Raw genomic sequence first — 16,931 nt, 5'->3', positions numbered from 1 at the left:
CTCACCGTCCGAGCCGAGGTGACCCATGCCTGAATTCACCCCACGCCCCTACCAGACCAAGGCCATCCAGGCACTCACCGCAGGCTGGGCAGCAGGCGAGAACAACCGGCTCGCCGTCGTCCTGCCAACCGGCGCGGGCAAAACCGTGGTGTTCGCCAACCTCGTCAGCCAGATGCTCGCCCAACTCGACGGCCACCGCGCCCTGGTCATCGCCCACCGCGAAGAACTCCTCACCCAGGCCGCCGACAAGATCCGCGCAGTCCGCCCCGACCTCCGAGTGGGCATCGTCAAGGCCCAACACAACGACCACCACGACGTCGACGTCGTCGTCGCCTCCATCCAGACCCTCGCCGTCGAACGCCGCCGCAACGCCATCCAGGACATCGGCGTGATCATCGTCGACGAATGCCACCACGCCGCCGCCCGCACCTATCTCGACGTCCTCGAACATTTCGGTGCCTGGCGTGGAATCCCGGTCGCCGGCTTCACCGCGACCATGACCCGTCAGAACGGCGGACTCGCCGAAGTCTGGGAAGAGGTCGTCTTCACCCTCGACATCCTGGACATGATCCGCGACGGCTACCTCGTTGACGTCCGCGGCAAGCGCGTCGTCGTCGACGGCCTCAACCTCGACAAGGTCAAGACCCGCAATGGCGACCTCGCCGACGGCCAGCTCGGCCAGGCCCTTGACGACTCCGGCGCCGCCGAGGTGGTGGCCGACGCGTACAAGGAGTTCGCCTCCGACCGAGCCGGCGTCGTCTTCACGCCGACCGTGGCGACCGCGCAGTCCATGGCCGACGCCCTCAACGACGTCGGTATCGCGGCCACCACGATCTGGGGCGACATGCCGAAGGAGGCCCGGCAGACCGCACTCAAGTGGTACGAGGCGGGCGACGTCCAGGTCTTGACGAATTGCATGGTTTTGACCGAAGGCTTCGACGCCCCGTGGACGTCGTGCGCGGTCATCGCCCGGCCCACCAAGTCGGCAGGCCTGTACTGCCAGATGGCCGGGCGCGCGCTGCGCCTGTGGGAGGGCAAGAAGGACGCGCTCCTCTTGGACGTGATGGGTGCCTCCACCCGGCACAAGCTCGCGTCCATCGTCGACCTCACCGGCAGGAAGCTGTCCAAGGCCAAGGAGGGCCAGTCCCTGCGGGAAGCGGCCGACGAAGAAGACCTCCATGCGCCGATCGGCAGCGTCGAGTGGGAGGACGTCAACCTCTTCCACGAATCCCCGGTGCGCTGGCTCCAGACCGACGACGGCGTGTGGTTCGTGCCGCTCACCCCGCGGATGTTTCTGTTCCTCGTCCGGGGCAGCAAGCCGGGCGTCTACCGCGTGCGCCGCTGGGACTCCGGCGTGGGCGTCCGCCCGCCGAGCCCGGACCTGGAAGCCCCGCTCACGGAGACGATGCGCTGGACGGAAGACCAGGCCCGGCGCCTGGTGCAGCCGTCGTACCTGGATCGCGCGGCCCAGTACCGGAGCAGGCAGCCGAGCGCGAAACAGCGGGCCTGGTGCCGCTACAAGCGGGTGCCGATTCCGCCCGGCAGCACAGCAGGTGACGTCTCAGACCTGATGGACATCCACGAGACGGGGCTCGCCCTGCGCAGCTACAACCCGGCCGTCGCGGCGTGAAGGGAAACACCGTGCAGAACGACCCCGACGACATCGTCACCGAGGTGACCGAGGCCGAGTTCCATGCCGCGGTCCGCACCTCCCTCGCCCAGCTCGGTCTCACCTACGCCGAGCTCGAAGACCAAGCCCACCGTCGCGACTTCACCAGCGCCCAGGCCCAAGTCCTGTGGACGTCCATCGGCGGCGCCGTCCGCCCGGAGATGCTCGGCGACCAGACGCCAGTCGTTGCTCAGAAGGCAACGGTTCCCAAGGTGATCGGCCTCGACGTCAGCCTCACCTGCACCGGAGTGGCGGGCGAGGGCTGGACGGACACGATCCGCCCGCGCACCGGTGTACGCGGCCACGCACGGCTGGCGTTCATCGTCGAGCGGATCACCGAACACATCGCCGGCGCCGACCTGGTCGTCATCGAAGGCCCGTCGTTCGGCGGCGGTGTCGCCCACCGGCACGAGGACCTCGCCGGGCTCCGCGTCATGGTCCGGCATGCCTGCTGGCGCCGTGGCATCCCCTACGCGGTCGTACCGCCGTCCTGCCGGGCCCTGTACGCCACCGGGAAGGGCTCAGGATCCAAGGGTGCCGTCCGCGACGCGGTACGCACCCGGTACGGCCTCGACTGCGACGGACCTGGCCGCTACGACCAGGCCGACGCCTACGTCCTCCTCGCGATGGGCCTGCACCACCTCGGCTGGCCCCTCACCGTCGTCCCCGACACCCATCGCCGCGGCCTCGACGGCTGCCAGTGGCCCACCCTGGAAGGACTCGCAGCATGACCATGGACGAGATCCTGATGCTCCTCTACGGCGTCGCCCTCGGCTCCGAGCTGACGAGCCTGCTACACATCTACTGGTCCCGCCGGGACGAACGCCGGGCCCGTAGCGAATCCGCGGTCGCCCGTCACCGTGCGGCCGGCGACCTGTTCTTCTCCAGCTTCCGCCTGTACCGGCTCCAGCAGCGGACGGGAGTACGACGGTGACCGCGTCCTGCGGCCTGTGCGAGAGCGCCCTCGAGGACGGCTACCTCTGCCCGGGGGACACGCTCGCCCTGGCGGAGCGGCTGGAGCGGATGCCCAAGATCTACGCGGCGCTGGCCGGGTTCCTCACCCCAGCTGTCCGGGGCAGCGCCGAGCGCGTCTCTTCCACAATTGTGGAACCGTCCCTGCCCGTCGACGAGGCGGTCATGGATCTGCGGTACGGCGGGATCGCCCTGGTCCTGGAGGGCTGGCGGTCAGACGTCCAGCGGGAGCGCGGCTGGGGCGAACCGGCCGTCGAGGGCGGCGTCGAACGCCGCGTGCTCGTCGCCTCGCGCTCGCTCAGCATGAACCTGGAGTGGATCGCCGCCAGCTACCCGCCCGCCGGCGACCTGGCCCGCGAGGTCAAGGAGTTGGAGGGCGCCGCGCTGTCGATCGTCGGTGCCCTGCCGGAGCGCGGCCGGCGGATCGGGCAGTGCGTGTCCATCGACACCTCGGGTGTGGTGTGCGGCGCGGTGATCCGCCAGCTGCCGGGGCAGACCCGGCTGGTGTGCGACTGGTGCCACTGCGTCTACAGCACCGCCCAGGACTGGGCGCTGCTCGCCCACTACCAGCCGAAGGAGGTCGCGTGATCTCCTTGCATCCAACCCCCGGGTTGGATACCTTGGTGGGGATGGACCCGAAGCCCTGGCGGGAACGGATCCGCGACGAGGACGAGCTGTTGGAGCAGCTCAACCAACTCGCCTCCGACTCCGCCGACCGACGGGCCGAGGCGCTGCTCGAAGGAGTGGGCGACCTCGGCAACATCGCCAACGTCGCCCGCGATCTCGGCGTCAGCTGGACCGCCGTCGACAAGGCGATCAAGAAGTACCAGCGCAAGAAGTCCGCCGACACCGGCGGCACCACAACCGAATAGACCGCGAGGGCCGGACGACAGCTCTCCCCGGTGTTGGAGCACCAGGGAGGCGCGCGCGCCGCCCGACCCTCTACCGAACATCCTGATCACAGCAGGAGTCGGCATGACCGATCTTTCCGCGCGCCCCGGCGCGCCCGCAAGTTCCCCGACCCGCCGCCTCGTCGCGGCCGGCTTCATCCGCCGGGCCACCGGCCGCGTCCTCACCCTCGACGCCACCGGCCCCCGCGTCACGGGCACCATCCGCAAGGCGGGTGCCCGATGAGCCGCTTCCAGATGAACGACCTCGACCGGAGGACGGTCGAGCGCGCCCGTGCCGCAGTCACCGACGCCACCGACGTCGGGTACATGAGCGACGTCGAGATGGCCCGCCGCATCGGCCGACTGGAGGCCGTCGTCGAAGGCCTGATCGAGATGGTCGACCAGGCGGTGACTGAGTGACCCCCGAACCCCGCACCGTCCAGGTCGGCATTCTCACCGTCCGCACCCTGGAGATCGACGAGCCCGATTGGTGCGCCGGCCACCCCGACCTCGACTCCGACGAGGCCCGCGCCCAGTTCAAGCCCGACGTCACCCACTACGGCGAAGAGCACGTCCTCGAGGCCCCGAACGGCGACGCTCTCCTCAAGGTCATGCTCGCCCAGTCCCCCTACGCCGAGCTCGCCCCCACCACGGTCGAGCTGTACGTCGAGGCCGGTGACTACGCCGGAGGCTGCGACCCCGAGGGCATCGAGGAACTCGCCGACTCCCTTGTCGACGCGGCCGCGAAGCTGCGCGCCCTCGGCCGCCAGCTCGCCCGGATCCTCGACGGAGGCACCGCGTGAACAACGACGTCCTCAAGTGGGGTGCGCTCATCGCCGCCCTGGTCGCCACCGCGTCCGCCGAGTACGAGCTGGCGCTCGCGGTCGGCTTCAACACCTGGGTGGCCGCCGCCGTCCCCGGCGCCCTCGACCTGTACACCGTCCGCGCCCTGCGCACCGGCCGGGAAGTCCTCACCGCGGTCGTCGCGATGATCGGCGTCAACGCCGCCAGCCACCTGGTGACCGCCGGCCTGCTCCCGGTGAACGTGCCGCTCGTCGTCGCCGTCTCCGCCATCGCACCGCTGGTGCTGTGGAGGATCCACTCCCTCGGCACCGCGCCGGACGCACCTCGGGATGCGCAGGACACCGAGGACGCGGTGCCGTCCCCGGCCGTCCCGAGCGTCCCGCCCAGGCCCGAGGTGGTGCCCGCCGGAACCAGGCTGCTGCCCCTCGTTGCCCCACCGAGGCCCACCGTGACCCTAGAACGCGAGGACGCCCAGGACGGCGACAGGACGCCCGAACTCCCGCCCGGGACGCAGCAGGACGCCGAGGACGGACCACCGCCCGAGCCACCCCTGATGACCGCCAACGACGTCGCCGACCACTACGGCATCAAGCCCTCCACCGTCCGCAACTGGGTCGCCGCAGGACGCATCCCCGTCCACTCCAAGGACGCCACCGGACGCAACCTCTTCCACCCCGACCAGCTGCCCAAGTTCCAGGTAGGGGTGCCGGTATGAAGGCGATCCTGTTCGGCGCCGCCCTCGGCGCCCTCGCCCAGTGGCCGGCCGCGCTCTCGCTCGCCACCAGCATGGTGTCCGCGCTCGCCCCGGCCGCCGTCCTCGCCGTCGCTGCCGGTGTCCTCGCCCGGTCCGCCGTCCAGCGGATCCGGAGGTGGGCGCGGTGACCGACGACGCCCTGAAGAAGGCCGAGGCCGCGGTCGCCGAGGCCGCCGACAACACCGACGTCGTCCGGATCGTGGCCGCCGTCCTCGCCACCCAGCAGGCGCAGCCCCCGGCCGCGCCGTCGCCCGTCCAGCAGCCGGCGCGGCGCCCGGTCGGCCTCTACATGGCAGCTGGCATCGGCGGCGCCGTCGCTCTGTCCTTCCTGGCCATGGCCGCCGCGGTCCTCGCGGTCGCCGTCGCCGTCGGCGCGGTCTGCGCCACCGTCTGCCTGCTCGTCCTGCGCTCGATGTGGCGCGACCTCAACAACCGCTGACCCAAGGGGGATCCGACATGACCCGCGAACACCGTCTGACCATGGCCAATGCCGCCGCCACCCGGGCCGCCGGCCTTGCCCGCCAGGCGCAGGCCGCCGCCGAGAAGAGCGGCAACGCCGCCGACCTGGCCGCCGCCGGCTCCCTGTGGGCCCTCGTCGCCCAGGCCCACGCCGGCATCGCCAACCTGCTCCCGCAGACCACCAAGGAGGACTGATGGCCAAGACCGACGACATCACCTGGGACGACCTCACCAGGGCCGAGAAGCGGGCCGTCCTGCGCGCGGACGCCAAGGGCGCCTGGCGCGTCCTGCGTACCCGCACCACCCGCACTCCGGCTGCAGACCGCCGCGTCGAAGCCATCTACGACCAGGCCCGAAAGCGCATCGCCAAGGGCAAGTAGCTCACCCCGGGGACGGCGTCCTACCGCCAAGCAGCCGCCGTCCCCGGGCCGTCCGCACCCCAGCAAGAGGCAGGACACCGCCAGCATGACGAACAACGTCGTCCAACTCCACAAGGACGCGAGCCAGGACACCCCGGACACCGAGGACACCCGCAGCGTCCTGACCGAGACCATCATCGACGTCATCCACGACGCAGAGCCCCGCCCCGTCGACCCGCCCACCCCGGCACCGGAGCCCGGCACCTGGGTTGCCGAACGGCAGGCCTACCTCGCGGACGCCCCGCCCGTCGTACCGGCGGCCCTGCGCCGCTGGGACGTCTTCAAGGACACCGTCCGCTGGGCCGCGTCCTACTACGGACACGTCACCGGCTTCCACACCCTGCGCGCCCCCGTCTACCTCGGCCGCCTGCTGCTCCGCTCCCCGCGCGGCGCCGCCCGCCTAGTCGTCCGCTGGGGCAAGTGGGTTGCCGACACCGAGGCCCGCCCAGTCGAAGCCAAGGCCGCTGCCACCGCGGACATCGAGGCGTGGCTGGCGCTGTCCCGCGAGCACTCCCGTCGCGTCCGGCCGCGCCGCATCGCCTCTCTGGTCGTCGCCACCACCACCGGCATCACCACCCTCACCGCCGCATTCCTCGTGCCCGGCTGGACCATGGCGGCCGCCGTCGCCGCCGCAGCCCTCACCGGCACCGCCGGGAAGAAGGGCGACAAGCCGCTGGTCACCCGCTACGTCGCCAAGAACGTGCTGCGCCGCCTCGACTCCACCGAAGTGTTCGACGCGCTCGCCGCGATCGGCATCGAAGGCAAGAAGGGCCGCAAAGGCGTCGAGTTCGCCTCCGAGGTCATGCGCGACGGCCCCGGCTGGCGCGCCGAGGTCGACCTCCCGCCCGGCATCGAGGCCACCGCCGTCCTGGAGAAGCGGGCCGCGCTCGCCGCCGCCATGCGCCGCCCCATCAGCACCGTGTGGCTCGAAGGCGACCGCACCGCCCACCCCGGCCGCCTGGTCCTGTGGGTCGCCCAGCGCGACCCCGCCAAGGCCGGCCGCAAGCTGTGGCCCCTCATGAAGTCCGGCCAGGCCGACGTCTACCAGCCGCTCCCCTACGGCTTCGACCCGCGCGGCAACCTCGTCGAGATCACCCTCATGTACTCCAACCTGCTGGTCGGCGGCATCCCCGGATCCGGCAAGACCTCGTGCGCGCTCGCCATCGTCCTCGGTGTCGCCCTCGACGCCACCGCCGAACTGTGGATCTACGAACTCAAGGGCAGCGGCGACCTCGACTCCGTCCGGCCCATCTGCCACCGGTACGTCTCCGGCGACGACGAGCCCGACCTGGAGGCCGCCCTCGGCGGCATGCGCTCCGGGATCGCCGAGTACCAGCGCCGCGCCGAGTTCATCCGCTCCCTGCCGTCCAGCGAGGTCCCCGAAGGCCGCAAGGTCACCCGGGCGCTCGCCGAGAAGTACCCCGAGCAGAACCTGGGCCCGCGCGTCATCGTCATCGACGAGGTCCAAGAGCTGTTCACCCACGACGACTACAAGGACGAGGCCGCCGCCCTGGCCACCCGCCTCATCAAAAAGGGCCGCGCCTACGGCATCATCCTCATCCTGCTCACCCAGAACCCCGACGCCCCGTCCCTGCCGAGCAGCGTCTCCAGCTCGGTCGGTACCCGCCTGTGCCTTGCCGTCATGGACTGGCGGGCCAACAACAACGTCCTCGGGACCGGCGCCTACGACCGCGGCCTGCGCGCCACCGACATCAGCATCGACGAGCAGGGCACCGGCATCCTCGCCCGCAGCCGCGAAGGCATCACCGTGCGGGCCGCGTTCATCAAGCAGACCGAAGCCGAGGACATCGCCAAGCGCGCCCTCGCCCTCCGCATCGCCGCCGGCACCCTGTCCGGGCAGTCCGTCGGCGCCCAGGTCGAGGAGCAGGACGTCGAGACCGTCGTCGACCACCTGCGAGCCGTCTGGCCGGACGGAGTCGAGTCCATGCACTCCCACCGGCTCGTCGAGGCCCTCGCCCGCCTGCGGCACGACCTGTACAAGCCGTGGACCGAGATGGACACGGCCGCCGCGTCCACTGCGCTCAGCGCCGCCCTGAAACCCTTCAAGATCTCCACCAAGCAGATCACCATCCGGGAGTGCTGCGGGGGCGCCAAGGGGCTGCGCTACACCGACCTGCCGACCGACGAGGACGCTGAGTAGGGCTGTCCGGACTGACTCCGGCACCTTAAGTGTTGCATCGCTTGCAGGGCTGCCGGAGCGATGCAACACTTAAATCATGAGTAGAGGCCACGGACGCATCGAGCGCGCCATCCTTGAAGCGGTCGCCGGAGCGCCCCCGTATGACGGTCTGCCGATCAGCCAACTGACCGCCGCCGTCTACGACACACAGCAGCCGAGTCGGTCTCAGACGGTGAGCCTCAGACGGGCTGTCCGGCGCCTGGAGGAACAGGAGCTCGTCATCTCCCGCCGAGACCCGGCATACCCGACGCCCGGTCGTCACTACTGGCGCCGCACTGGCCGCACCATCGCGTGCGGTGGGGACAGCTGTACCTACTGCGCCGCCGGGCACCAGCCATACGGCGAGCTGGGCCAGCCCGTCCATGTGGAGTACGCACAAGTCCGGGACGTGATCGAGGCGTGGGTGCGTAAGCATCCAGCGCAGTGGACGGACCAGGAGGCCGCCGAGGCGGAGAAGCGCCGCGCCGAAGCCCTCCAGAGGATCGCCGCGATGGAGCGCTCGTTCCGCTAGATGGGCCGCCGGACCGGTTTCGGATCAAGCCCGTGGTTTCACCTTGATCCGAAACCGGTTTCGCCCCCGATATCGGTCCCCACCTGCGAAGTTTCGGGTTTCGACCTCTCAGGCGATCGCCTGAAAACCAGGGGTACTCACGATCTGGGTACCCTTCGCGGCCGACATCGCTGCCGCATCATGGGGTCATGGAGTCGCTGACCTACCGCCCCGGCCACTACACCGCCCACCAGGCCGCGCAGATCCTCGAAGTCGGCCTCGGGACCATCCGGCAGATGGTCAGGCGCGGCCAGCTGCACCGCTCCGGCGGCACACCCCGCCAGCCCTGGTATCCCGCCGCAGAGGTCAACGCGCTCGCCGCCGAACGCCGCCAACGCGCAGCCGCTTGACCGCAGGTCAGACAGCGTGTAACGATCTCGGTGTACAACTGTGCCCCCACACAGGCACCACAGACGCACACGAAGCCCCGGCAGGCCGCTCACCCGCCGGGGCTTCGTCGTGCCAGCCGCCAAGGAGGTCCTCATGCCTCTGCCCGACGGCATGGCCACCGTCACCCTGACCGGCAACTACCCACACCCCGACGGCACGGCCACAGCAGGCCAGGTGCACCTCGTACCCACCGCCGGCCGCCTCGTCCACGCCGACAGCGGCACCACCATCCAAGGCCCCGCCACCGCAGCCTTCGACGCCACCGGCAACGTCACCATCACCGTGGTCGCCAACGACGCCGACGGCATCAACCCCACAGGCGGCACCTACCAGCTGACGATCTCCTTCTACGACGCCGACACCGTGACCTTCCCGGTCCGGCTCCTGAAGGCCAACCCCACCCAGAAGATCGCCGAACTCACCCCAGTCACCGCCGACGACGGCAACTACCTCATCGTCCAGGGACCAGCCGGACCCGCAGGACCGACAGGCCCCACCGGCGCGACAGGCGCCACCGGACCCGCCGGAGCAGACGGAGCACAAGGCCCCACCGGACCGGCAGGACCCACCGGCCCCCAAGGCCCGGCCGGCCCCAGCGGAACACTCCGCACCGCCACCGTCCGCATCACCGACGACAACCTCAGCGGCCTGCCCGCAGCGGCATCGTGGACGATCGTGCAGACGTCGGGCGGCACGCCCCTGCGGTGCTCGATCGCGGCGGCGGCAGGTGACCGGATCAAGATCTACGGCAACTTCATGTACATCGGTGCGACGTTCCTCGACTGGGCACTCCTCGACAGCAGCGGCGCACCCGCCGTCTACGCCGCATCCGAGACCAGCAGCCCACTCGCCGAGGGCAACCCCACGATGTACCCATCCACCAGCTTCAGCCGGATGACCACCTCCGAGGCGTTCACCGTCTCCTCCGGCCACCTCAGCGCGGGCCAGGCGACGGTCGCTCTGGCCTACCAGGGGTCGGCAGACGGAACCGCCAAGGTGTACGCCCACCCCACCTACCCGTGGCGGTTGAGGCTGGAGAACATCGGACCCGAGCCGAGCTAGTCCTTCGACCTACGCCACGGCCGGCCATCCCCACCCGGACGCAGAGTCACCTCCGGGTCAGGCCCAGTCCGCCGCCGCCGCGACGTCGCCACCAGCGTCCCGACCATCACCGCCACGGCCAACACAATCAGCAGCGTCCACCCCTTGATCACCCCCACGATCAGGACGACCAGCGCTGCCACGAACACTCCTGCTGCTGCATCACTACGCATGCACGCCACCCCCAGGCGGCACACGGTAGCGGAGGTGACATGGCCAAGTCCCAGCGCTGGCGGGTCTGCTCCGAGCCCCGATGCCCCGAGTACACCCAGCACGGCAAGTGCGACCAGCACCGACGCGCAGCCGAACAGCGGCGCGGCAGCGCACGACAGCGAGGCTACGACGGCGAGCACGAACTCCGCTTCCGCAAGCCCGTGCTGCAGCGCGACCCGACGTGCGTGTGCACCGACGAGGACCACGGACACGGCAGCCCGTGCGGCCAGCCCTCCCGGCACGCCGACCACCACCCCCAGGACCGCCGCGCCCTGGTCCAGGCAGGCCTCGACCCCAACGACCCGCAGTACGGGCGCGGCCTGTGCGGGCCGTGCCACAGCAGCCACACCGCACACGAGCAGCCCGGAGGGTGGCACCGATGACCCAGCACCAGCACGCCAGTCAGCCCAGCCTCGGCGACCTGCGCCACGCCGGAGTCGACCTGATGGTGCACAGGTTGTGGGGCGAGTTCGAGCAAGGCCTCAGCCGTACCCGGCGTGGTCCCCTGGCCCTGCGCCTGGCCCGTTGCTGGGCGCGGCTGACGACCCGACGGCGCTGAGCCCAATGACGCGGAGCACGGAGGCAGACGCATGACCAGCAGGACCAAGGCCAAGGCCGAAGACGAGGCGCCACAAGCGAGCAGCGAGGCGCAGCCGGCGGAGGCAGAGCAGCCACCACTGTGCGGCAAGCCCCACTTCCTGCCCGCCCTGGTGCACATCACCTGCCAGGAGCCGGCGCCGGACCCGGACCTGCCGCCCGGCACCCCGGAGCACGAGCACCGGCACCAGGACGGCGACGCCCTGTACGTCTGGCAGTGACCACCCAGACGCATCGCCGCAGCTCAGAGGGATCCACGGACGTCACACACGGTGACGAAATCCATGATCCACCCCGGGGGGTGACCCCAAACCAAGATCAGCCGAAGGACCGCCGGGGAGGTGGCTGCCCGGTCTGCCGGGTTCAGAACCCCGATGATCATGGTCCGCCGTCACGCAAGGTGACGGCACTGACGTCGCGCAAGGCGGCCGACTGGAGTGATCAACATGCCGAAGGGCGGAGCGCGTTCGCGGTCCGGCCCGGCGCCCGACCCCGAGGCGCTGCGCCGTGAGCGGGACGCCGGCGAGTGGACGATCCTGCCTGCCGAGGGACGCCAGGGTGCCGCGCCCGACTTCCCCCTGACCTGGCCGGAGCAGCGCGAGATGGAGCTGTGGGAGCACTTCTGGAAGCTGCCGCAGGCCCTGATGTGGGAGAGGTGCAGCCAGGAGTTCGAGGTGGCGCTGTACGTCCGGCGCCTGGCCCAGGCCGAGGAGCCGCAGTCCTCGGTGGCACTGGGCACTCTGGTTCGGCAGATGGCCGACAGCCTCGGCCTGACCAGCCCCGGACTGCGGGCGAACCGGTGGCGGATCGAGCGTCTCAGCGAGGACGACCAGACCCCGGCGGGTCCGACGCCAACGGCCGTGCCGACCTCGGCGCGTGCTCGGCTGAGGGCGGTGGCCGGTGGTAGCGGCTGACGACGGCACCTGGTCGTTGGACTTCCCGACGCTGTTCGTGGTGCCGGACTGGATCACCCGGCACTGCAAGCTGCAGTCGGTGGGCGGTCTGGACCCGGAGCCGCAGCCGTTCGTGATGTACGACTGGCAGCTGCGGATCACGGCCAACCTCTACCGGGTCAAGCCGACCGCCGAACTGGGGCAGCTGGCGCCGGCCTTCCACTACCGGCGTGCCCAGGCCGTCGCACCTCAGAAGTCCGGGAAGGGCCCGTGGGCCGCGTCGATCGTCGCGGCCGAGGGTGTCGGCCCGGTGTTGTTCAACGGCTGGGCCAGCGGCGGGGAGCGGTATCGGTGCTCGGACCACCGCTGCCCCTGCGGCTGGGTGTACGAGTACGAGCCGGGCGAGCCGATGGGCCGGCCGTGGAACAAGCCGCTGATTCAGATCACGGCGACGTCCGAGGACCAGACGGACAACACCTACCGGCCGCTGCAGGAGATGATCCGGAACGGTCCGCTGTCCGAAGTGATGAAGGTCGGTGAGCAGTTCATCCGGCTGCCGAACGACGGCCGGATCGATGTCGTCACCTCCAGCGCGCAGTCCCGGCTGGGCAACCCGATCACGTTCGCCGCGCAGGACGAGACCGGGATCTGGACCGAGGGCAACGGCATGACGAAGGTAGCCACGACGCAACGCCGTGGCCTGGCGGGCATGTCGGGGCGCTCGCTGGAGCAGACGAACGCCTGGGATCCCACAGAGAACTCGGTCGCGCAGAAGACGGCCGAGACCAAGGTCAAGGACGTCTACCGATATCACCGGCTTCCTCCGAAGGGCTTGGACTACGCCAAGAAGTCCGAGCGGCGGAAGATCCACACGGCGGTGTACAACGGCAGCCATCACGTGGACCTCGACTCCATCGAGGGTGAGGCGGCCGAGCTGCTGGAGAAGGAGCCGGCCGAGGCCGAGCGCTTCTACGGCAACCGCATCACTGCGGGCATGGGTGCCTGGCTTCAGCAGGACCGGTGGGACGCGCGCCTGAAGCGCCGCAAGGTCCCGGACGGCGCGCGGATCGTGCTCGGCTTCGACGGGTCCGACGTGGACGACTGGACCGGTATCCGCGCCGAGACCCTGGACGGCTACCAGTTCACCCCGGTCTACGGGCCGGACCGGCGGCCGTGCGTCTGGGACCCGGCGGACTGGGAAGGCCAGGTTCCCCGCCTGGAGGTCGACACGGCCTTCCGGGAGATGTTCGACCGGTACGACATCGTGCGCGCCTACGCGGACCCGCCGTACTGGACCAGCGAGGTCGCGGCCTGGCAGGCGACTTTCGGGGAGAAGCGCGTCACCGAGTGGCACACCAACCGCGTGGTGCAGATGCACGCCGCGTGTGAGCAGCTGCTCACCGACGTCACGAAGAAGGACAGCACGTTCTGGCACGACGGCTGCGAGACCGCCTCGATCCATGTGCGCAACGCCCGGAAGGCCGCGCGACCGTCGAACCGGTACGTCCTTCGGAAGGCCTCGGTCCTCCAGAAGATCGACCTCGCGGTCTGCTCGGTCCTCGCCCACGAGGCCGCGCAGGACGCCATCGCCGCGGGGCAGGCGGCGCCGCCACCGAAGTACTACGCCTACACCGCTTGAGAGGGGGTTGCGCGTGGCTACGGAGGAGCAGGCCCGGCGCCTGGTCGATGTCCTGGCGACGGAGCTGACGTCCCGTTCGGGGTCCGTGCTGCGGCATGACCGCTATTACCGGGGCAAGCACCCGCTGAAGTTCGCGTCGGAGGAGTTCCGGAAGTACTGCGCCGACCGCTACGAGGGGTTCTCGGACAACTGGGTGCAGCCCGTTGCCGACAGCCCGGTCGAGCGGCTCACCGTGACCGGCGTGCAGGCGCCCGGCCAGACGAAGGCGGACGCCGACCTGTGGTCGGTGTGGCAGCGCAACGGCCTGGACGCCGACAGTCAGCTCGGGTTCCTCGGCGCCGGGAACGCGGCCCGTTCCTTCGTGCTGGTGTGGGGTGACCCGGACGATGAGGAGACCCCGTGCGTCACCTTCGAGGACGCGTCCTCGGCGGTCGTCCAGTACGAGCCGGGCTCACGGCGCCGGCGGCGGGCCGCGCTGAAGCTGTGGCAGGACGGCTTCAAGGAGTTCGCGACCCTGTACCTGCCCAGCGAGGTGTGGAAGTTCGAGCGGCCGCTGTCCGCTGGGGACAAGAAGTCGCCGCAGATGGCCGAGGCCGACGAGGTCATGGACTCCTGGACGCCCCGCGAGATGGACAACGAGCCGAACCCTCAGCCGAACCCGATGGGCGTCGTGCCGATGGTGGAGCTCCCGAACCGGCCCCTGCTCGCCTCGGAGCCGGTGTCGGACGTGTCCGGGGTCATCGCCATGCAGGACGCCATCAACCTGCTGTGGGCGATGCTGTTCACGAACGCCGACTACGCCTCCCTGACCCAGCGGATCATCACCGGGGCCGAGATTCCGAAGGTCCCGATCCTGGACGCGAACGGACAGAAGGTCGGCGAGAAGCCGATCGACCTGAAGAAGTTCGTCACCGACCGCATCCTGTGGCTGGAGAACCCCGACGCCAAGGCCGATTCCTGGCCCGCTGCCCAGCTCACCGCCTACACCGACATCATCGAGGTCGCCGTCGGCCACATCGCCGCGCAGACCCGCACCCCGCAGCACTATCTGATCGGCAAGATGGCGAACCTCTCTGGGGATGCGCTGATCGCGGCTGAGACCGGCCTGGTGAAGCGGGTCGAGGAGAAGCAACTGTGGTTCGGGCAGGCCCTGCGCGAGGTGTTCCAGCTGATCTGTCTGGCCCGCGGCGAGGACGCCAAGGGCAAGGCGCTCGGCGGCGGTTCGGTGCTGTGGAAGGACCCGCAGTCCAGGAACCTGGCGCAGCTGACCGACTCGCTGCTGAAGCTGAAGCAGATCGGGTTCCCCTTCGAGTGGCTCGCCCTGCGGTTCGGTCTGACCCCGACCGAGGTCGCGACGCTGATGGAGATGCGGGCCCGGGAGGCCGAGCAGGACCCGGTCGCGGCCATGCTGGGCGCCGGCGGGCAGCCGCCGGAGCCCGCACCCGGGCCGCCTGCGCCGGTTGATGGCGGCGTGCCGTGACGGACCCGCTGGTCCTGGCCGGGCGGCACCTCGCGCAGCAGCGGCGGATCGCGGCGACGACCATGGCAGCCGCCCTGCGGGAGTGGGGCATGCTCGACGCCGGACAGCTTCGCGCGTCGTGGAGCTCGGTCGGTCCGCGGCTGGTCGCGGTCCTCACCTCCGGGCAGCTGGCGGCGGCCACCGGCGCCGACGATTACATCGACGGGGTCGCCGACGCCGAGGACGCCGGCGGCGCCGAGGACCGGGTGAACCCGTCCGCGTTCGCTGGGGTCGCGGCCGACGGGCGGCCCTTGGACACGCTGATGCTGCGCCCGCTGTTCACGACGTTCGAGGCCATCAAGGCAGGTTCCGGCACACAGCAGGCGCTCGGAGCGGGCCGCGGCCTGCTGGCCACGATCATCCGCTCGGAGGTCGCCGACGCGGGCCGCGGCGCCGTCGGCGTCGGGATCGCCGGGCGGCGGACGATCCAGGGCTACGTCAGGGTGGTGCAGCCTCCAGCCTGCGCCCGGTGCGTGATCCTGGCGGGCAAGGAGTTCGGCTGGAACAAGGGCTTCCAGCGGCACCCGCGCTGCGACTGCATCCACCTGCCGACCACGCTGGTCGCCCGTAACCAGCACCGTGGCCGCCTCGACTCGGACGCCTTCAGCCCGACGACCCGGCCCGGCCGCGGCGGCGGAGCGTTCGTCGACCCCGTGGACTACTTCCGCAGCCTGTCCCTGGCCGAGCAGAACCGCGTGTTCGGCGAGGCCGGCGCCCGTGCGATCCGCGAGGGCGCCGACCCCGCGTCGGTCGTCAACGCCCGCCGCGGCATGTACACCGCCGACGCCTACGGCCGCCGGGTCGCAGCCACCCGCGAGGGCGTCACCCGGCGCGGTGCGTTCTATCGGGCCGAGCGGCGCCGGGCAATGGACCGCGGCCTGGTCGGTCCCTCGGGACGCGGCTTCCAGCTGCGGACGCCTCGCCTGCTGCCCGAGGAGATCTACCGGCTCGCCGAGGACCGCGAAGACGCCATCCGGCTGCTGCGCCGCTTCGGCTACCTGACCTGACCGGGCGCAACGCCCTGGTCCCGACTTCCGCAACGGGAGACGCATCACCATGACCGCAACGACCCTGCCCGTCCACCCCACCACCGGCCGTACCGCGCTGGGCTGGCGCAAGGCCCGCCCCGGCGAGGACCCGGACGAGCAGTACCCGATCTGGCCCGTCCTCGGCGCCGCCGACGACGATGACGACGACGGCCAGGACGACGACGCCGGCGGAGGGGACGACACCGACGACGACCAGGACGACGACGCCGGAAACGGCAACGACGACCAGGACGACGACGGAGCGGATCAGGACGGCGCCGACCAGCTCGGCGACGCCGGCAAGCAGGCCCTGGACCGCATGAAGGAGCGGTGGCGCAAGGAACGCGACCGGCGCAAGGCCGCCGAGTCCGAGCGCGACCAGCTCAAGGGCACCAGCGGCGGGAACGCCGACGACCCCGAACGGATCCGCAGCGAGGCCGACAAGGCGGCAACCGCCAAGGCCAACCAGCGGATCGTCCGCTCCGAGATCCGCGCGGCAGCAGCGGGCAAGCTCGCCAACCCGCGCGACGCCCTGGCCTTCCTCGACCTCAGCCAGTTCGAGGTCGACGACGACGGCCAGATCGACGAGACCGAGATCGCCGACGCGATCGAGGACCTCCTGAAGGAACGCCCCTACCTGGGAGCCACCGCCGCAAAGGCACCGGAGGCCAGGTTCCAGGGGTCCGGAGACGGCGGTGCCCGCAAGGGGCGCGGCGGTCCTGTCCAGCTCACCGAGCAGGACGTAGCCAAACTCACGCCCGAGCAGATCGACGAGGCTCACCGCAAGGGTCAGCTCCGCGACTACCTCGGCGGATAACCACCCGAGAGGAAACC

At 70.7% G+C, this 16,931-nt stretch carries 26 protein-coding genes; 25 read left to right on the top strand and 1 reads right to left on the bottom strand.

Translation table 11 applies throughout. From position 1 onward, the window contains the following. The first annotated feature begins 25 nt into the window (after positions 1 to 25). The 17 genes from ACFZDK_RS24820 (at position 26) to ACFZDK_RS24740 (ending at position 10,169) form a co-directional block, all read left to right on the top strand. The gene (locus ACFZDK_RS24820) at positions 26 to 1,630 is read left to right on the top strand and encodes a DEAD/DEAH box helicase family protein (RefSeq protein ID WP_390975683.1); all 1,605 of its coding nucleotides are present in this window, start codon (positions 26 to 28) and stop codon (positions 1,628 to 1,630) included. 11 nt (positions 1,631 to 1,641) lie between these two features. Further along, the gene (locus tag ACFZDK_RS24815) at positions 1,642 to 2,400 is read left to right on the top strand and encodes a hypothetical protein (protein WP_390975681.1); all 759 of its coding nucleotides are present in this window, start codon (positions 1,642 to 1,644) and stop codon (positions 2,398 to 2,400) included. After that, the gene (locus ACFZDK_RS24810; RefSeq protein WP_390975679.1) at positions 2,397 to 2,603 is read left to right on the top strand and encodes a hypothetical protein; all 207 of its coding nucleotides are present in this window, start codon (positions 2,397 to 2,399) and stop codon (positions 2,601 to 2,603) included. Before ACFZDK_RS24815 ends, ACFZDK_RS24810 begins: the two co-directional genes overlap by 4 nt. Then, complete coding sequence (locus ACFZDK_RS24805; RefSeq protein WP_390975677.1) at positions 2,600 to 3,229, top strand: hypothetical protein; 630 nt, start codon at positions 2,600 to 2,602, stop codon at positions 3,227 to 3,229. Before ACFZDK_RS24810 ends, ACFZDK_RS24805 begins: the two co-directional genes overlap by 4 nt. 41 nt (positions 3,230 to 3,270) lie before the next feature. Continuing rightward, the gene (locus ACFZDK_RS24800; protein ID WP_390975675.1) at positions 3,271 to 3,513 is read left to right on the top strand and encodes a hypothetical protein; all 243 of its coding nucleotides are present in this window, start codon (positions 3,271 to 3,273) and stop codon (positions 3,511 to 3,513) included. 103 nt (positions 3,514 to 3,616) lie between these two features. Further along, complete coding sequence (locus ACFZDK_RS24795) at positions 3,617 to 3,775, top strand: hypothetical protein (protein ID WP_390975674.1); 159 nt, start codon at positions 3,617 to 3,619, stop codon at positions 3,773 to 3,775. Further along, a complete protein-coding gene (locus tag ACFZDK_RS24790) occupies positions 3,772 to 3,951 on the top strand; it encodes a hypothetical protein (protein WP_390975672.1) in 180 nt (59 codons plus the stop codon). Before ACFZDK_RS24795 ends, ACFZDK_RS24790 begins: the two co-directional genes overlap by 4 nt. Beyond that, positions 3,948 to 4,334, top strand: a complete 387-nt coding sequence (locus ACFZDK_RS24785; protein WP_390975670.1) for a DUF6907 domain-containing protein — start codon at positions 3,948 to 3,950, stop codon at positions 4,332 to 4,334. The genes ACFZDK_RS24790 and ACFZDK_RS24785 overlap by 4 nt, the downstream gene beginning before the upstream one ends. After that, a complete protein-coding gene (locus tag ACFZDK_RS24780) occupies positions 4,331 to 5,050 on the top strand; it encodes a helix-turn-helix domain-containing protein (protein ID WP_390975668.1) in 720 nt (239 codons plus the stop codon). The genes ACFZDK_RS24785 and ACFZDK_RS24780 overlap by 4 nt, the downstream gene beginning before the upstream one ends. Next, a complete protein-coding gene (locus ACFZDK_RS24775; RefSeq protein ID WP_390975667.1) occupies positions 5,047 to 5,217 on the top strand; it encodes a hypothetical protein in 171 nt (56 codons plus the stop codon). Before ACFZDK_RS24780 ends, ACFZDK_RS24775 begins: the two co-directional genes overlap by 4 nt. Next, a complete protein-coding gene (locus ACFZDK_RS24770; protein ID WP_390975665.1) occupies positions 5,214 to 5,528 on the top strand; it encodes a hypothetical protein in 315 nt (104 codons plus the stop codon). The genes ACFZDK_RS24775 and ACFZDK_RS24770 overlap by 4 nt, the downstream gene beginning before the upstream one ends. A 17-nt stretch (positions 5,529 to 5,545) precedes the next feature. Beyond that, positions 5,546 to 5,743 (top strand): hypothetical protein, encoded by a 198-nt coding sequence (locus ACFZDK_RS24765; protein ID WP_390975663.1) that lies wholly within the window; start codon positions 5,546 to 5,548, stop codon positions 5,741 to 5,743. Next, positions 5,743 to 5,928 (top strand): hypothetical protein, encoded by a 186-nt coding sequence (locus ACFZDK_RS24760; RefSeq protein ID WP_390975662.1) that lies wholly within the window; start codon positions 5,743 to 5,745, stop codon positions 5,926 to 5,928. The genes ACFZDK_RS24765 and ACFZDK_RS24760 overlap by 1 nt, the downstream gene beginning before the upstream one ends. 85 nt (positions 5,929 to 6,013) lie before the next feature. After that, positions 6,014 to 8,128, top strand: coding sequence for an FtsK/SpoIIIE domain-containing protein (locus ACFZDK_RS24755; RefSeq protein WP_390975660.1), 2,115 nt, complete (start codon positions 6,014 to 6,016; stop codon positions 8,126 to 8,128). Between the two features lie 76 nt (positions 8,129 to 8,204). Beyond that, a complete protein-coding gene (locus ACFZDK_RS24750) occupies positions 8,205 to 8,678 on the top strand; it encodes a hypothetical protein (RefSeq protein ID WP_390975658.1) in 474 nt (157 codons plus the stop codon). Between the two features lie 188 nt (positions 8,679 to 8,866). Beyond that, positions 8,867 to 9,067: a hypothetical protein gene (locus tag ACFZDK_RS24745; protein WP_390975656.1), complete on the top strand. Its 201-nt coding sequence runs from the start codon at positions 8,867 to 8,869 to the stop codon at positions 9,065 to 9,067. A 133-nt stretch (positions 9,068 to 9,200) separates the two neighbouring features. Beyond that, positions 9,201 to 10,169, top strand: coding sequence for a hypothetical protein (locus tag ACFZDK_RS24740; protein WP_390975654.1), 969 nt, complete (start codon positions 9,201 to 9,203; stop codon positions 10,167 to 10,169). On the opposite strand, the gene ACFZDK_RS24735 is transcribed toward ACFZDK_RS24740, so the two are convergent. Further along, positions 10,166 to 10,351 carry a hypothetical protein gene (locus tag ACFZDK_RS24735; protein ID WP_390975652.1) on the bottom strand — a complete coding sequence of 62 codons (186 nt, stop codon included), beginning with the start codon at positions 10,349 to 10,351 and terminating at the stop codon, positions 10,166 to 10,168. The two genes, ACFZDK_RS24740 and ACFZDK_RS24735, sit on opposite strands and share 4 nt — an antisense overlap. Positions 10,352 to 10,420: 69 nt before the next feature. Here ACFZDK_RS24735 and ACFZDK_RS24730 point away from each other — a divergent pair, with 69 nt between their 5' ends. The 8 genes from ACFZDK_RS24730 (at position 10,421) to ACFZDK_RS24695 (ending at position 16,914) form a co-directional block, all read left to right on the top strand. Next, the gene (locus tag ACFZDK_RS24730; protein ID WP_390975651.1) at positions 10,421 to 10,804 is read left to right on the top strand and encodes a holin; all 384 of its coding nucleotides are present in this window, start codon (positions 10,421 to 10,423) and stop codon (positions 10,802 to 10,804) included. Continuing rightward, positions 10,801 to 10,980 (top strand): hypothetical protein, encoded by a 180-nt coding sequence (locus ACFZDK_RS24725; protein WP_390975649.1) that lies wholly within the window; start codon positions 10,801 to 10,803, stop codon positions 10,978 to 10,980. The genes ACFZDK_RS24730 and ACFZDK_RS24725 overlap by 4 nt, the downstream gene beginning before the upstream one ends. 31 nt (positions 10,981 to 11,011) lie before the next feature. Continuing rightward, the gene (locus ACFZDK_RS24720; protein ID WP_390975648.1) at positions 11,012 to 11,239 is read left to right on the top strand and encodes a hypothetical protein; all 228 of its coding nucleotides are present in this window, start codon (positions 11,012 to 11,014) and stop codon (positions 11,237 to 11,239) included. Between the two features lie 225 nt (positions 11,240 to 11,464). Beyond that, positions 11,465 to 11,932 (top strand): hypothetical protein, encoded by a 468-nt coding sequence (locus ACFZDK_RS24715; protein WP_390975646.1) that lies wholly within the window; start codon positions 11,465 to 11,467, stop codon positions 11,930 to 11,932. Continuing rightward, on the top strand, positions 11,919 to 13,550 hold the full coding sequence (locus ACFZDK_RS24710) for a hypothetical protein (protein ID WP_390975645.1): 1,632 nt from the start codon (positions 11,919 to 11,921) through the stop codon (positions 13,548 to 13,550). Before ACFZDK_RS24715 ends, ACFZDK_RS24710 begins: the two co-directional genes overlap by 14 nt. Positions 13,551 to 13,563: 13 nt before the next feature. Then, entirely contained in the window at positions 13,564 to 15,030 is a 1,467-nt protein-coding gene (locus ACFZDK_RS24705) for a phage portal protein (RefSeq protein WP_390975643.1), read from the top strand. Further along, the gene (locus ACFZDK_RS24700; RefSeq protein WP_390975641.1) at positions 15,027 to 16,076 is read left to right on the top strand and encodes a hypothetical protein; all 1,050 of its coding nucleotides are present in this window, start codon (positions 15,027 to 15,029) and stop codon (positions 16,074 to 16,076) included. Before ACFZDK_RS24705 ends, ACFZDK_RS24700 begins: the two co-directional genes overlap by 4 nt. Positions 16,077 to 16,125: 49 nt before the next feature. Continuing rightward, positions 16,126 to 16,914 (top strand): hypothetical protein, encoded by a 789-nt coding sequence (locus tag ACFZDK_RS24695; RefSeq protein WP_390975639.1) that lies wholly within the window; start codon positions 16,126 to 16,128, stop codon positions 16,912 to 16,914. Positions 16,915 to 16,931: the final 17 nt, after the last annotated feature.

The sequence above is a fragment of the Streptomyces sp. NPDC007901 genome, from assembly GCF_042959465.1.
In the GTDB taxonomy this organism is placed as follows: domain Bacteria; phylum Actinomycetota; class Actinomycetes; order Streptomycetales; family Streptomycetaceae; genus Streptomyces.
The sequence above is the reverse complement of the archived record's forward strand: the minus strand, read 5'-3'. Positions and strand labels throughout refer to the sequence as shown.

What these genes read in the sequence shown, in the direction of transcription:
- ACFZDK_RS24695 (WP_390975639.1), top strand. Translation starts at nt 16,126, where the DNA reads ATGACCGCAACGACCCTGCCCGTCCACCCCACCACCGGCCGTACCGCG.
- ACFZDK_RS24795 (WP_390975674.1), top strand. Translation starts at nt 3,617, where the DNA reads ATGACCGATCTTTCCGCGCGCCCCGGCGCGCCCGCAAGTTCCCCGACC.
- ACFZDK_RS24725 (WP_390975649.1), top strand. Translation starts at nt 10,801, where the DNA reads ATGACCCAGCACCAGCACGCCAGTCAGCCCAGCCTCGGCGACCTGCGC.
- ACFZDK_RS24740 (WP_390975654.1), top strand. Translation starts at nt 9,201, where the DNA reads ATGCCTCTGCCCGACGGCATGGCCACCGTCACCCTGACCGGCAACTAC.
- ACFZDK_RS24730 (WP_390975651.1), top strand. Translation starts at nt 10,421, where the DNA reads ATGGCCAAGTCCCAGCGCTGGCGGGTCTGCTCCGAGCCCCGATGCCCC.
- ACFZDK_RS24775 (WP_390975667.1), top strand. Translation starts at nt 5,047, where the DNA reads ATGAAGGCGATCCTGTTCGGCGCCGCCCTCGGCGCCCTCGCCCAGTGG.
- ACFZDK_RS24720 (WP_390975648.1), top strand. Translation starts at nt 11,012, where the DNA reads ATGACCAGCAGGACCAAGGCCAAGGCCGAAGACGAGGCGCCACAAGCG.
- ACFZDK_RS24760 (WP_390975662.1), top strand. Translation starts at nt 5,743, where the DNA reads ATGGCCAAGACCGACGACATCACCTGGGACGACCTCACCAGGGCCGAG.
- ACFZDK_RS24745 (WP_390975656.1), top strand. Translation starts at nt 8,867, where the DNA reads ATGGAGTCGCTGACCTACCGCCCCGGCCACTACACCGCCCACCAGGCC.
- ACFZDK_RS24800 (WP_390975675.1), top strand. Translation starts at nt 3,271, where the DNA reads ATGGACCCGAAGCCCTGGCGGGAACGGATCCGCGACGAGGACGAGCTG.
- ACFZDK_RS24765 (WP_390975663.1), top strand. Translation starts at nt 5,546, where the DNA reads ATGACCCGCGAACACCGTCTGACCATGGCCAATGCCGCCGCCACCCGG.
- ACFZDK_RS24810 (WP_390975679.1), top strand. Translation starts at nt 2,397, where the DNA reads ATGACCATGGACGAGATCCTGATGCTCCTCTACGGCGTCGCCCTCGGC.
- ACFZDK_RS24790 (WP_390975672.1), top strand. Translation starts at nt 3,772, where the DNA reads ATGAGCCGCTTCCAGATGAACGACCTCGACCGGAGGACGGTCGAGCGC.
- ACFZDK_RS24755 (WP_390975660.1), top strand. Translation starts at nt 6,014, where the DNA reads ATGACGAACAACGTCGTCCAACTCCACAAGGACGCGAGCCAGGACACC.
- ACFZDK_RS24715 (WP_390975646.1), top strand. Translation starts at nt 11,465, where the DNA reads ATGCCGAAGGGCGGAGCGCGTTCGCGGTCCGGCCCGGCGCCCGACCCC.
- ACFZDK_RS24820 (WP_390975683.1), top strand. Translation starts at nt 26, where the DNA reads ATGCCTGAATTCACCCCACGCCCCTACCAGACCAAGGCCATCCAGGCA.
- ACFZDK_RS24750 (WP_390975658.1), top strand. Translation starts at nt 8,205, where the DNA reads ATGAGTAGAGGCCACGGACGCATCGAGCGCGCCATCCTTGAAGCGGTC.